Consider the following 12,713-nt stretch of genomic DNA (forward strand, 5'->3'; position numbering starts at 1 on the left):
AAACGACACTAGGTTCCCGCCAAAAGCACGCGGGAATGACGAGGTATACGGTGTTTCAGGTGAAAAAAAAGCGTCCATCAGGCTTTTGCGACAGCGTCTGAAGGCCGGGGTTTCAAATCCTAGTCAGATTTTTGATGAAATTACAGATAAGGAGAGGCATGTCGTCAGTCAAACTCAATCACCGCAAAGCGGTCATGCTCATGATTTGCGCCGCCAGTTTATGGAGTATGGCCGGGGTCGTGACGCGCCATCTGGAGGGTGCGCGCGGCTATGAGGTGACGTTTTGGCGCAGCTTGTTTGCCGCGCTCTTCGTCGCTGCTGCCATGCTGCGGCAATATGGGCGCGGATTTTTTCCGCGCTTGCGCTTGCTGGGCAAGCCGGGTTTGATTTCCGGTTGTATGTGGGCCACCATGTACAGTTGCTTCATGATTGCGATGACCATGACGACCGTCGCCAATACTTCCATTATGGAAAGTCTGGCACCCTTGTTTACGGCGATACTGGCGTGGTTAGTGTTGCGCGAAAAAATTCCACTGCGTACCTGGGGCGCGATTGCTGCGGCCGGGGCTGGCATGGCGTGGATGTTTATCGGCAGCTTGGCGCAGCTCGATGCGCGTGGCATGCTCGGTATGTGCATCGCACTCGGGGTGCCGGTGGCGTCGGCGGTGAATATGATCGTACTCAAACGCAGTGGTCATGCGGTCGATTTGATACCGGCGGTACTGCTGGGTGGCGTGTTCTCGGCGTTGGCGATGTTGCCGTTGGCTTGGCCCTTACAAGCATCGCTGCACGATATCGGTTTGCTGGCCTTTTTGGGTTTCTTTCAACTCGGCTTTCCCTGCATGCTGATGGTGCGTGCGGCCGCTGGTTTGTCGGTGTCGGAAGTGGCTTTGCTGGCCTTGTTGGAAGTGTTGCTGGCACCGATATGGGCTTGGCTGGGGGCTGGCGAAGTGCCGGCGGCAGCGAGTATCGTCGGTGGCGCAGTGGTGTTGGCAGCCTTGGTGTTCAATGAGGTGACGGCCGGCGAAGCTTGATGTGGCTCAAAGCTTGTGTGGGTAAATTTGCGCAGAAAAGTGAGCGGACTTAAAATCGCGAACATTTTTCTTTATTGATCGCTCAGCCATGTTAATCGCCCCTGAACTTCTTTTACCCGCCGGCTCGCTGGAAAAAATGCATGCCGCATTTGATTTCGGTGCCGACGCTGTGTATGCCGGCCAGCCTCGCTATAGTCTGCGGGCACGGAATAATGAATTTTCTACTGCCGATATTCTGCAACAGGGTATCGATGGTGCGCATGCGCGCGGCAAGAAATTTTTCGTTGCCAGCAATATTTTTCCACACAACGCTAAGCTCAAAACCTATTTGCACGATATGGCACCGGTGGTCGCGATGAAACCTGATGCCTTGATTATGGCCGATCCCGGTCTGATCATGATGGTGCGTGAAAAATGGCCGGAAGTACCGGTACATTTGTCGGTGCAGGCCAATGCCGTCAATTGGGCCGATGTGAAATTCTGGAAAAACATGGGCTTGACGCGGGTGATCTTGTCACGCGAGCTCTCGCTCGATGAAGTGGAAGAAATTCGTCAGCAATGCCCCGATATGGAACTCGAAGTGTTTGTTCATGGTGCGCTGTGTATTGCGTATTCGGGGCGCTGCTTGTTGTCCGGTTATTTCAATCACCGCGATCCGAATCAGGGTACTTGTACCAATTCTTGTCGCTGGGATTACAAGGTCGAAAACGCTGATGAAAATGAAACCGGCGATTTGGCCCGCATTCCGGTCAAAACCATCGCGTTCAATTATGGCCAAGCGCTGGAACAAGCGAATCAATCGTTCTCAGCGATGGGCGACATGCCGCGCCATCCGTTGGCTGATCGTCCTTACCTGATCGAAGAAAGTACCAAGCCGGGGCAGCTCATGCCTATACTCGAAGATGAGCACGGTACCTACATTATGAATTCGAAGGATCTGCGCGCGGTCGAGCATGTCGAACGGCTGGCCAAGATCGGTGTCGATTCGCTCAAGGTGGAAGGGCGCACCAAATCGCTCTATTATGTGGCGCGCACGGCCCAGGTGTATCGCCGTGCGATCGATGATGCCGCCGCTGGTCGAGCATTCAATCCGCAGTTGCTCGGTGAACTCAACGGTCTGGCCAATCGCGGCTATACTGACGGCTTTTACCAGCGTCATCATACCCAAGATCATCAGAATTACATGGAAGGGGTGTCGCAGGCGCATCGCAGTCAATATGTTGGACAAGTTTTGCAGATTGTTGATGGCTGGGCCGAGGTGGAAGTGAAGAACCGTTTTGCCGTCGGTGACAGGATAGAAATTATTTCTCCGGCGGGGAATGAGATTGTTACCCTCGCTGAGATGCGCAACAGTGATCATCAAGCGCTGCAAATCATCGGTGGTGCTGGCCACAGGGTGCGCATTCCGCTGGCGGCCAAATACGACAAAGCGCTGCTGGCACGGATGCTGTAAGCAGCCTATGCCATCGAGCAGGGAGATGCGGTGTCTTGGATACAAATTGTCATGGCGTGGTATGGCACCCTCAGTCTGCTGTGTTATGGCAGCTATGCGCTGGATAAACGCGCCGCAATCGCTGGCCGCGCGCGCATACCGGAGCATACGCTGCTGTTTCTCAGCTTGCTCGGTGGCTGGCCTGGTGCCTTGTTGGCGCACCGATGGTTACGCCATAAATCGCGTAAAACCGCTTTTTTGTTGCGCTTTTCTTTTATGCTGACACTGCATGCTTTATTGTTGTTGGCGGTTGCGTATTTCTTGTTAGTTTTTTGAGCGTATCTTCCTTACAATGCTGAGATCGACTTTTTGAGGGGCTGGCATGAATTGGTATGGGGTTTTTGTGGCGGGCTTGCTGTTACTGGCAGGCTGTCAACCGCCGCCGCAGGTCAAACTCGCTGCACCACTGACGATTGCTTTGTACCCGAGCGAGCGAGATGCCGTCGCGGCAATATCGAACGCTGCTCGCACGACACCGCAAAGTTTTGCCGCTTATGAAGATTTGCAACTTTCTGAGCACTGCGCAGTCAGATTGCTGCATGATTTTCGCGTCAGTTGCGTGGAAACGCGCAATAAACAAGCGGCTTGGATTGCGTATAGTCAACTCAGCGAAGCGCGTGTACAAAGCTTGGCTTTGAGTGCGCCGCCGCGCATCGTCGCGCCAGAGCGTCAGCCATGATGGCTGGCAGCAGTCCATGGCTGCTGTGGGCCTTGTTTTCCGCTATTTTTGCGGCATTGACGGCAATTTTCGCCAAAATCGGCATCCAGGGCGTCGACAGTGATTTCGCCACACTGCTGCGTACCGTGCTCATTGTGTTGTTGCTGGCGGTATTTGTCTGGAGCACAGGCAAGTGGCGCAATCCCTTTGACTTGGCAGCGCGTACTTGGCTCTTTCTCAGTCTCTCGGGATTGGCGACTGGCGCTTCCTGGGTGTGCTATTTCCGGGCCTTGCAAAACGGACCGGCCTCACTGGTCGCGCCGGTGGATAAACTGAGCGTGGTGTTGGTGGCGATTTTCGCTTGCGCTTTTTTGGGTGAGCGGCCCGATTGGCGCCAATGGCTAGGTATTGCCATGATAGCTGGCGGGGTGTTGGTCATGACGCTCAAGCGCTGAGCCGCGGAGGCTTTGACAAGGATACATAATGATGAACTGGCTCTATCTGGGATTGGCAATTTTCTGTGAAGTGATCGCTACCTCGGCACTCAAAGCCTCGGAGGGATTCACGCGACCGTGGCCGACGCTGTTGCTGGCCTGTGGTTACGCTGCCGCTTTTTATTTTTTATCGCTGACCTTGCGCAGCATTCCGGTTGGCGTCGCCTATGCGGTCTGGTCTGGGGTTGGGGTGGTCTTGATTTCCTTGGTCGCTTTTGTATTGTACGGGCAGCGCCTGGATCTTGCCGCTTTGCTTGGCATTGGGCTGATCGTCGCCGGTGTGATTGTCATTAATGTTTTTTCTTCCTCAGTCAGCCACTGAGCCAGCTTGGCAGTGAATGTGGTAACCTGCCCTGATCTTTAACAGGGGGGTTTTCACATTGGAAAAATTGAAATTATTTCCGTTTGCGCGCCTGATGGCCTTGAGTTTATTCGGCTGGTCGGCGCTGGCGAGTTTTCAGCGTGCGCTCGCACATGATTTGCTCAGCGAAGCCCTGATCGCTTGCGGCTTTGTCTTCTTATGCGTGCTCTATTTATTGCAGCCCTTGGTGTTTGCGGCACCGACCGCAGAGTTACGCGCGCGTAAAGCGGCTGCGACCATCGGTTCGGCGGCCTTGCATCGATTTCTATCGATGAGCGGTTTGATTTGTTTAGCCGGCGGCTATGCTGCGCGCTATCTGCTTGAGGCTTGAGCACGATGCTGGTCTCGTTTTTTCAGTTTTTTGATGATCTTTTATGATGCATTTATTTTCCCAATGTTCTGATGATGAATGGCCCTTGCTGACGGCAACGGCCTTGTTCGAAGTGCCGCTGAATCAGCCGCGCGCACTCGAGTTCTTGCAGCTTTGTGGACGTACTACCGCTATTGGCAATCCGTATAACGCCAAATTGCTGAAAGAATTGATCACCGATTTGTGCCGACGGCATTTGCTGCGGCAAGAAATAGGGCTGGGCTTTGTGTTGCGCGAAGATTTGCGCATGGCGGTGCTGTTGCGCGCGCAGCAGCGCGGCGAATTGAAAACCTGGATCACGCATGTGCGTGATTTTCTTAAGCGTAATGGTGAATACCAACATTGGAAATCGTATGATGCGACGTTTTATCGGCGCGAAATGCTGTTTTCTTTACTGTTGGGCCGCACTGATGAAACTTTGCTGTGGCGAGAGAAATTTTATAGCGTCGCCACGCACACTCTGCCGGTGCCGGGTGCGGATTTCTTCAATGATGAAGAAGGCTTGGCCTTATTCGCTCAGCTCAAAGAGATTGATCAGGGTATGCTGCTCACCGATGTGTTTACCCATGCTAACTGGCATTTGAACGATTGTCGGCGTGCGTACGATTACGCTTGTTCGCAAATCGAACAGCATGCCGGAAGTTGGCCACAACTGATGGGCTTATTAGCTTGGCAAGCGCTGTTGCGCGGCGATTTTGATCGTCTCGAACAATTGAAAACGCGTTTGCCACCGCAAGTGCAAGCGGAATTTCTAATCGTTTTCGCGGTGCTGCAAAAGCGTATGGCCGCCGCAACCGGCGTGGTGCAAACCTATGCAGAAGTGCAGAAAACAGCCACGGGTAAGCGTAAGTTATTTTTGCCCGAGACCTTGGGTTTACTGGCGACCATCGCCTTGCTGGCCAAGAATGACAGCGCCAGTTTAAAACTGGCCAAGGCCCAGGTCGACGAGGGTGTGAAACAAAAGCACGCTTACAGTTATTTTGTCTTGCAACCCTTGGTCCATCATTTAGCCAGCGGCGTGGTGCTGCCGATTTCGCATTTTTCCGTGCGCCCGCAGCATGACATCGATGCCGTGTTCGAAGCGGTGGCTGCTTACTGGCAGGATGCGCCGCCGCATCCGAAGTTGCAAGCCAAGCTGTTGGCCATGCGCGATGTGATGCAGGGCTATGGTTATCAGTGGGTGGAGGCGGAACTCGATGTCTTGCTCGCTCGTCAATTCGCTGTCGAAGCGCGTGGCGTCGGCTGGCATGCGCAACATCAGATTGTGCCACTGCTCGACTTGTTTGAACGCGAAGCAAGTTGGAAGCGTGCGCTGACTGCCTTGAGCCAGTTGAAACCCGCTGCCGAAGCCGTCAGCACGGTCGCGGAACAGCGTTTGGCTTGGTTGTTGGAATTTCAGTTTCAGGAATTGAAAGCGGAACCACGCGAACAGAAGCGTAGCGTCAAGGGCAGTTGGAGTAAGGGCCGTCCGGTGGCTTTGCGTCGTTTGGCACAAGAGCAGGACAGTTTGCCTTACTTGCTGGAACAAGACCGCCAAATCGCCTCCTGTGTGCGCAAGACGCACGACAGTTATTACGGTGGTAGTGAATTTGAATTGCAGATCGAGAAGGCCTTGCCCCACCTGATCGCTCACCCAGCCGTGTACTGGGCCGATGCGCCCGATGTGCGTATCGATGTGGTGAAAGGCGATATCGCCTTGCAACTCAAAGAGGATGGTGATCAAATCAGTTTGCAGCTTGATCCTTACATTGGCGGCGACACCGCGCTGGTATGGAAAAAAGAAACCACCACGCGTTTGGCCGTCTATGTGAGTAGCCCGGAAATTCGGCAGATCAGTGGTATTTTAGGGCGCGGCATCAGTGTGCCCGGAAATGCCAAAGAACAGCTGATCGACGTGATTGCCGCCATTGCACCGCATTTACCGATTCATTCTGATCTGCCGGAATTGAATGCGCAGATTGCCAGTGTCGCGGCCGACCTGACGGTGTATGCACATTTATTACCACTGCAAGAGGGCTTGCGCTTGCAATTGCTGGTTCGTCCCTTGGCCGAAGGCGGTTGGTATGCGCCGGGCCAAGGTGCTGCGCATGTGCTCGGTGAGCGCGCCGGCTTGCCCTTGCAAGCCAATCGCGATTTGCCGCTGGAGCGCGCGCGGCTTGAGCAGGTGCTGCAGGCTTGCCCGAGCTTAAGCGTGGCGGAAAGCAGTCAGCAGGAATGGCAATTGCTGCATCCTGAGCAATGCTTGGAATTGCTGGCCGAATTAAAAGCCCTGCCGCCTGAGTTGCTGCAATTGGTCTGGCCGGAAGGTGAGCGCTTCCGCTTGCGCGGCAGCCGTTCGCTGGCTAATTTAAGCTTGAGCATTAAAAAACAAGGCGAGTGGTTTGTCGCCGGCGGTGAAATCACGCTTGATGATGGCCGTGTGCTGGCCTTGCGCGAATTGCTGCAAATGGCGAACGCGGCGCGCGGACGTTTCCTGCGCCTCGGCGACGATGATTATCTGGTGCTGACTGATAGTTTCCGTCAACGCCTGAGCGAATTACAGGCGCTCGGTGAAGTCGGCCCGGATGGCATCCGCATCAATGCCTTAGCGGCACCGGCACTGGCGGCCTTGGCGGCCGAGGTCGGGCAGCTCGAAGCCGATGCCGGTTGGCGTGCCCAAGTCGAACGGCTCGATGCCATGGCGGCTTTTGTGCCGCAACTGCCATCGACCTTGCAAGCTGAGTTGCGCGATTATCAATTAGCTGGCTACCAATGGCTGGCGCGGCTGGCACAGTGGGGTGTCGGTGCTTGTCTGGCCGATGACATGGGGCTGGGTAAGACCGTGCAAACCTTGGCCTTGCTGCTACAACGCGCACCGAACGGCCCGGCCTTGGTGGTGGCACCGATTTCGGTGGCGCTGAACTGGCAGTCGGAAGTCACGCGCTTTGCGCCGACCTTGCGGGTGCGGCCGTATCACCTCAATCGGTCCTTGGCGGAACTTGGTCCTTTTGATCTCGTCATCGCCAGTTACGGCATGCTGCAGTCGGATGCCGAGGCCTTCGCCGCGCAACACTGGCACAGCGTGGTGCTCGATGAAGCGCAAGTGATAAAAAATTCGGCGACCAAACGCAGCCAGGCGGCGATGGCCTTGCAAGCCGATTTCAAAATGATCGCCAGCGGCACGCCGGTGGAAAATCATCTCGGTGAATTATGGAATTTGTTCCGCTTTATCAACCCCGGTTTGCTCGGTTCGAAAGAACGTTTCGCCGAACGCTTCAGCACGCCGATAGAACGCGGCGATAAAGACGCACGCTTGCATCTGAAAAAATTATTGCAGCCATTTATTTTGCGACGCACGAAAACGCAGGTGCTGACAGAATTACCGGCGCGGACAGAAATCACTTTGCAGGTGGAATTGAGTGCAGAAGAGCGCCATCTCTACGAAGCTTTACGACAAGAAGCGCTCGACACCATCGCCAATCTAGGCGGTGAGGCCGGTGCGTCACTCAAGGTGTTGGCCGAGATCACACGCTTGCGGCGTTTCTGTTGTCATCCGCAATTGGTGCTCAAACAAGCGACGATTGCCGGCAGCAAGTTGGCGGTGTTTGCCGAAACATTGACGGAATTGCTCGATAACCGCCACAAGGCGCTGGTATTCAGCCAGTTCGTCGATCATTTGGCCATCGTGCGCGCCTATCTCGATGAGCAGGGTATCAGTTATCAATATCTCGATGGCAGTACCGCGCCCTTGGAGCGTAAACGGCGTGTGGATGCCTTCCAGGCCGGGGAAGGCGATGTGTTTTTAATCAGCCTCAAGGCCGGCGGCACCGGGCTCAATCTGACCGCGGCCGATTATGTGATTCATCTCGATCCTTGGTGGAATCCAGCGGTCGAAGACCAAGCCTCCGATCGGGCCCACCGTATGGGGCAATTGCGACCGGTGACGATCTACCGATTAGTGACGCAAAACACAATAGAAGAAAAAATCCTCGCCTTGCATGCCGATAAGCGTGATTTGGCCAATAGTCTGCTCGACGGTGGCGATGCCTCGGCACGCCTCGATTCGGCAGCGCTGTTGCGTTTGCTGAAAGAAAGCGTGTAAGCCGATGCCGGCGCACGCAATGGTAAAATGCGGCCTGACGGCGTTCCCGTCTACCGCAGTCTCTCGCTGCGCTGCCATTGTATTTTAATAAGTTGTTGTAATCATTGTCATCATGCCTGAATCACAGAAAACACCCCAAGCGGCGCGCCGCACCGTTTGCGTCGCTCCTATGCTCGATTGGAGTGACCGTCACTGCCGTCAATTTCATCGCGAAATCACGCGCCATACCTGGCTCTATACCGAAATGGTGACGACCGGTTCGCTGCTGCATGGTGATGTTGCGCGTCATCTCGAATTCAATCCCGGCGAGCATCCAGTGGCGCTGCAATTGGGCGGCAGCGAACCGAGCGAGTTGGCACAGTGCGCCGTGCTGGGGCAGCAATGGGGCTACGATGAAATCAATCTCAACTGTGGTTGCCCTTCGGAGCGCGTGCAGAAGGGTGCTTTCGGCGCTTGTCTGATGGCCGAACCGACGCTGGTGGCCGACTGCGTGAAGGCGATGAAGGATGCGGTCGATATCGATGTCACGGTCAAACACCGAATCGGCATCAATGATGTCGATTCTTACGATTTCATGCGTGATTTTGTCGGTGAGGTTGCCGAAGCTGGTTGCCGCACCTTTATTGTCCATGCCCGCAATGCGATCCTGAAGGGCTTGACGCCGCGTGAGAATCGCGAAATTCCGCCACTCAAATACGAGTATGCGTATCGCTTGAAGCGTGAATTTCCCGAACTGGAAATTATCGTCAACGGCGGCGTCAAAACTATCGCTGAAATCGATGTGCATTTGCAGCAGCTCGATGGTGTGATGATAGGTCGTGAGGCCTATCACAACCCGTATTTTATGGCCGAGTTTGATGCCCATTTTTATGCCGATACCAGACCGGTACAAACGCGTGAGCAAATTTTGCATGCGATGATTCCGTATATTCGTGAACAATTAGCCTTGCACGGCAATGGTGGCAAAGGTATGCGCTTGAACAGTGTGGTGCGCCACATGTTGGGGCTGATGATGGGGCTGGTCGGTTCGCGCGCTTTTCGTCAGACTTTGTCGGACAGTAAACAACTTGCACTCGGCAATCCCGAATTACTGATCGCAGCATACGAACGTATGCAAACGATCACTACTTATGACCGTAGTACTGAAAACTTGAACGCTTAAGGAGCACTTATGAATACCGCAATTCGATCGATCTTGTTATTGTCTTTGCTGTCGGCCGCCGCCATCGCGCAAGCCGAAATTGTTGTGCAAGAAGCCTGGGTGCGCGCCACGGTAGCGCAGCAGCACGCAACCGGCGCGTTTCTGCAGATACGCAGCAGCCAAGACGTGCGCTTGGTCGCAGTTCAGACCGCTGCCGCAGGCATCTCGGAAGTGCATGAAATGAAGATGGAAAATGATGTCATGAAAATGCGCGCGCTGCCGTATCTCGATATCGCCGCCGGAAAAACCGTGGAATTGAAGCCCGGTGGTTTGCACATCATGCTGATGGATTTGCATGGACAAGCCAAAGCCGGCGAAAAATTGCCGCTGAAATTGATTTTTGAAACGAAAGACAAGAAGCGTGAAACGGTTGAAGTGAATGCCAACGTAAAAAATATGAACGCGAGCGACGGTAAGATGTAAGTAAGCGCAAGGAATTTGTTTCCCAAGTGCACGATGCGTAAGCGATTGTAATAAGTGCAAAGTTTTGCTGCGCCAAATATTATAGTCGCGTCAGTTGCATTGTAAACTCCTCTTCTCACTACCGTGAGTTCATGCCTGCGCCGTATTTCAGCGCAGGCTTTTTTTATCTGAATGTACAAAGCAGCCACCGGCGCTTCCCTTAGGCCCCTGGCTATGCCGATCTCAATAATCGCGCTGGCGTGATGGGTAATAATTACAAAGAATGCCCCGCCCCCTTGTCAAAAACCGGATTGGTCGGTATAATGCGAAGCTCTCTGGGTGCATTATTTGATTCAGAGTTTCAGTGGTGGTCGTAGCTCAGTTGGTAGAGTCCAGGATTGTGATTCCTGTTGTCGTGGGTTCGAGCCCCATCGTCCACCCCATTGAATTCAAAGACTTAGCCCGCTTTTTAGCGGGCTTTTTCTTTTTTTCACAATTTGCGTGCCGCGTTAAGCCGGCAGTTCCTTGCAAATCGTAAGCCAGTTGCAAACCGCTCAGCGTGAGGCGCGGTTCCCAGCGCAGCAGAGCATAGGCCGTGGCCGCATACAAGCGCAAACGGGTGGCACCATTGAGCGGCTGATCGATCAGCTCCGGCACCTCCGAACCATACTCGCGCCGCATGACCCGGCTACCGATCGGTGTCGTTAACATATCGGCGACCGATTGCTGTATATGCGCCAAGCCCGACAAGGCCGCACCGCTGAGCCTGCTCATGCCACTCATCATGTCGCTCATTGCGGACCTCCGGTCTGCGCGCCGCCGGCTTGGATGCCGCCGTGGCGGTGAGCGACCAAGCTGATGCCGCTGACTTCCACATCTGCGCTGACCGTCAGCCGCCCCTCAATCCGCGCGCTGTCTCCAGTGGCACCTGGTAACACCGCCATGCCGGCATTGAGCATGCTCATGCCGTTGACAATCAGATTTTTTTGCACCGTCAAATTACCGGTACAGGTCGTTTCCGGCGCATCAGCGGTAACTTGGTCGGCTTTGATGAAGGCATGGCTGCCCGCTGGTAAAACAGCGCTCAAGGTATGGGATTGCCAGTCATAGGAAATGCTGGCGTCGTCCTGATAATGGCTGAGATGTTGCGCCGGATTGCTTGAAGGTGCCGCGCCACGGTCAGAGTAAATGGCCCCCACAATCACCGACTGATTAAAATCGCCTTCCGGTGACAATACAAGAACTTGCTCACCCTCTGAGGGTGCCCACCAGGTTTGCGTGTCGCCGGCCCGCTCGGTGAGCCATGGCCGCCAGTCCGTCAGATTTTTACCAACCAAGACGCGGGCCCGCTGTTGAGGATAGTCGCACTCGACGATACGGCCTAAGCGTATCAGATTGAGAAGTAAACGCAGTAATTCAGAGCGGTCGGCAGTCATGCACATCATGTTGCCGCGTCAGCGCTGGAATTGCATCAGGCACTTGGTTAGAAAGGCGTTTATCAACTCGGACGCGATGCCCAGTTGGCTGGCTGCATGAGAAAGTACCGGCTCAGCCTCGGCTCAGTCAGCGTCGCCAAAAAAAAGCAGCGATCAGGTCAGTGTCAGCGCACCTGCCTGACTACCGTAGACCATGGTAAGCAAGTCTAACGATGAATCATCCATTTGACTCCTCTTTTGCATTTAAAGGTACAAATAAATACCACCTCGTCGCAGCAGTTGTGGATACCGAAATGAAAGTGAATAAAATTAACGCAAAGAATTTGTACTTCAAACTGAATTTATTCACCATCTTTCCTTTACGACTTAGGCTGATAGTTAGATAAACACAGCAGCAGGGACCTGAAAGCGTCCGGCCAGCTCTTTAATTTGCCGAACGTTAAGTTCACGTTTCCCACGCAAAATCTCTGACACCACTCCTTGGCTACCAATTTCGGGAAGATCGGACTGAGTGAGTTGATGCTGCTGCATCAGAAACCGCAAAGTAGCTGCTGGCGTGACTTCTTGAACCGGGTTATGCAAATCCTCGTAGTCACCAATCACCGCGCCCAACGCATTGGTCAGATCGCCGAGTGGCGAACTTTCGTCGGCAGCGCCTGCATCCAGAAGCTGGTTCAAGATCGTGACGGCTTTCTCATAGTCGGCGTCCGTGCGGATCGCGCGCAGCGGTACAAGAGCTGCGAGCGCCTGAAAACGGGTGGTGATGTCGCTAATCACCTGGCGGTCCATTAAGGCTTCCATTTGTCATACTCCTTGTGCGTAAAAACATGGCGGACAAACAGCTTTTGCTGATCGAAATGTATCGCCGCGATAATGCGATATTTGTTGCCGCCGATATCGAAGACGTAATAAATGTCTACCTTATCGACCGCATTAAAGATGGCTTTTATCTCAGAGAAATTTAAATATGTCCGAGACTCGGCAATCTTACGCCACGCCTGAAGTGGCTCCCCGGCTTGGGGATGGATTGCTGAGAAGTCTGTCAGGGCTTTGTTGGATATCACTCGCATAAATATATTGTATCTCATTTTGAGATAATTGCATACATTTTTTGTGTGATCCCCATCTCAAGGCGGCAGCTATCCCGGTTGCGAATAAAGCTGTCGCTTCAACAGCGAGTAAAG

General features: G+C 54.0%; 13 protein-coding genes, 1 tRNA gene and 1 pseudogene. 11 read left to right on the forward strand and 4 right to left on the reverse strand.

Features of this window, described 5'->3' with window-relative positions; genetic code table 11:
- Positions 1-158: 158 nt before the first annotated feature.
- The 11 genes from RHM61_RS12450 (at position 159) to RHM61_RS12500 (ending at position 10,536) form a co-directional block, all read left to right on the forward strand.
- Positions 159-1,034, forward strand: a complete 876-nt coding sequence (locus RHM61_RS12450; protein ID WP_322247623.1) for a DMT family transporter — start codon at positions 159-161, stop codon at positions 1,032-1,034.
- A gap of 88 nt (positions 1,035-1,122) precedes the next feature.
- On the forward strand, positions 1,123-2,487 hold the full coding sequence (gene yegQ / locus RHM61_RS12455) for a tRNA 5-hydroxyuridine modification protein YegQ (protein WP_322247624.1): 1,365 nt from the start codon (positions 1,123-1,125) through the stop codon (positions 2,485-2,487).
- Positions 2,488-2,517: 30 nt separating this feature from the next.
- Entirely contained in the window at positions 2,518-2,802 is a 285-nt protein-coding gene (locus tag RHM61_RS12460; protein ID WP_322247625.1) for a DUF1294 domain-containing protein, read from the forward strand.
- Positions 2,803-2,848: 46 nt separating this feature from the next.
- A complete protein-coding gene (locus RHM61_RS12465) occupies positions 2,849-3,205 on the forward strand; it encodes a hypothetical protein (RefSeq protein WP_322247626.1) in 357 nt (118 codons plus the stop codon).
- Positions 3,205-3,639 (forward strand): EamA family transporter, encoded by a 435-nt coding sequence (locus tag RHM61_RS12470; RefSeq protein WP_369124410.1) that lies wholly within the window; start codon positions 3,205-3,207, stop codon positions 3,637-3,639. The genes RHM61_RS12465 and RHM61_RS12470 overlap by 1 nt, the downstream gene beginning before the upstream one ends.
- A 28-nt stretch (positions 3,640-3,667) precedes the next feature.
- Entirely contained in the window at positions 3,668-4,000 is a 333-nt protein-coding gene (locus RHM61_RS12475) for a multidrug efflux SMR transporter (RefSeq protein WP_322247628.1), read from the forward strand.
- 67 nt (positions 4,001-4,067) lie between these two features.
- Complete coding sequence (locus RHM61_RS12480; protein WP_322247629.1) at positions 4,068-4,370, forward strand: hypothetical protein; 303 nt, start codon at positions 4,068-4,070, stop codon at positions 4,368-4,370.
- A 46-nt stretch (positions 4,371-4,416) separates the two neighbouring features.
- Entirely contained in the window at positions 4,417-8,490 is a 4,074-nt protein-coding gene (locus tag RHM61_RS12485; RefSeq protein ID WP_322247630.1) for a DEAD/DEAH box helicase, read from the forward strand.
- Positions 8,491-8,602: 112 nt separating this feature from the next.
- Positions 8,603-9,652 (forward strand): tRNA dihydrouridine(20/20a) synthase DusA, encoded by a 1,050-nt coding sequence (gene dusA, locus RHM61_RS12490; protein WP_322247631.1) that lies wholly within the window; start codon positions 8,603-8,605, stop codon positions 9,650-9,652.
- Positions 9,653-9,661: 9 nt separating this feature from the next.
- Positions 9,662-10,114, forward strand: a complete 453-nt coding sequence (locus tag RHM61_RS12495) for a copper chaperone PCu(A)C (protein ID WP_322247632.1) — start codon at positions 9,662-9,664, stop codon at positions 10,112-10,114.
- Between the two features lie 346 nt (positions 10,115-10,460).
- A tRNA-His gene (locus RHM61_RS12500) sits at positions 10,461-10,536 on the forward strand.
- A 157-nt stretch (positions 10,537-10,693) separates the two neighbouring features.
- Here the strand turns inward: RHM61_RS12500 and RHM61_RS12505 are convergent.
- The 4 genes and pseudogenes from RHM61_RS12505 to RHM61_RS12520 all read right to left on the reverse strand — a co-directional run.
- Positions 10,694-10,888 (reverse strand): annotated as a pseudogene (locus tag RHM61_RS12505) (GPW/gp25 family protein); the annotation flags it as partial.
- On the reverse strand, positions 10,885-11,538 hold the full coding sequence (locus RHM61_RS12510; RefSeq protein WP_322247633.1) for a phage baseplate assembly protein V: 654 nt from the start codon (positions 11,536-11,538) through the stop codon (positions 10,885-10,887). The pseudogene RHM61_RS12505 and the gene RHM61_RS12510, both read right to left, overlap by 4 nt.
- 369 nt (positions 11,539-11,907) lie before the next feature.
- Positions 11,908-12,330, reverse strand: coding sequence for a transcriptional regulator (locus tag RHM61_RS12515; protein WP_322247634.1), 423 nt, complete (start codon positions 12,328-12,330; stop codon positions 11,908-11,910).
- Positions 12,318-12,617 (reverse strand): type II toxin-antitoxin system HigB family toxin, encoded by a 300-nt coding sequence (locus tag RHM61_RS12520; protein ID WP_322247635.1) that lies wholly within the window; start codon positions 12,615-12,617, stop codon positions 12,318-12,320. The genes RHM61_RS12515 and RHM61_RS12520 overlap by 13 nt, the downstream gene beginning before the upstream one ends.
- Positions 12,618-12,713 lie beyond the last annotated feature (96 nt).

Origin of the sequence: Undibacterium sp. CCC3.4 (assembly GCF_034347425.1) — a bacterium.
Lineage (GTDB): Bacteria > Pseudomonadota > Gammaproteobacteria > Burkholderiales > Burkholderiaceae_D > Undibacterium.

What these genes read in the sequence shown, in the direction of transcription:
- RHM61_RS12485 (WP_322247630.1), top strand. Translation starts at nt 4,417, where the DNA reads ATGCATTTATTTTCCCAATGTTCTGATGATGAATGGCCCTTGCTGACG.
- RHM61_RS12520 (WP_322247635.1), bottom strand. Translation starts at nt 12,617, where the DNA reads ATGAGATACAATATATTTATGCGAGTGATATCCAACAAAGCCCTGACA.
- dusA (WP_322247631.1), top strand. Translation starts at nt 8,603, where the DNA reads ATGCCTGAATCACAGAAAACACCCCAAGCGGCGCGCCGCACCGTTTGC.
- RHM61_RS12515 (WP_322247634.1), bottom strand. Translation starts at nt 12,330, where the DNA reads ATGGAAGCCTTAATGGACCGCCAGGTGATTAGCGACATCACCACCCGT.
- RHM61_RS12470 (WP_369124410.1), top strand. Translation starts at nt 3,205, where the DNA reads ATGGCTGGCAGCAGTCCATGGCTGCTGTGGGCCTTGTTTTCCGCTATT.
- RHM61_RS12450 (WP_322247623.1), top strand. Translation starts at nt 159, where the DNA reads ATGTCGTCAGTCAAACTCAATCACCGCAAAGCGGTCATGCTCATGATT.
- RHM61_RS12465 (WP_322247626.1), top strand. Translation starts at nt 2,849, where the DNA reads ATGAATTGGTATGGGGTTTTTGTGGCGGGCTTGCTGTTACTGGCAGGC.
- yegQ (WP_322247624.1), top strand. Translation starts at nt 1,123, where the DNA reads ATGTTAATCGCCCCTGAACTTCTTTTACCCGCCGGCTCGCTGGAAAAA.
- RHM61_RS12495 (WP_322247632.1), top strand. Translation starts at nt 9,662, where the DNA reads ATGAATACCGCAATTCGATCGATCTTGTTATTGTCTTTGCTGTCGGCC.
- RHM61_RS12475 (WP_322247628.1), top strand. Translation starts at nt 3,668, where the DNA reads ATGATGAACTGGCTCTATCTGGGATTGGCAATTTTCTGTGAAGTGATC.
- RHM61_RS12510 (WP_322247633.1), bottom strand. Translation starts at nt 11,538, where the DNA reads ATGATGTGCATGACTGCCGACCGCTCTGAATTACTGCGTTTACTTCTC.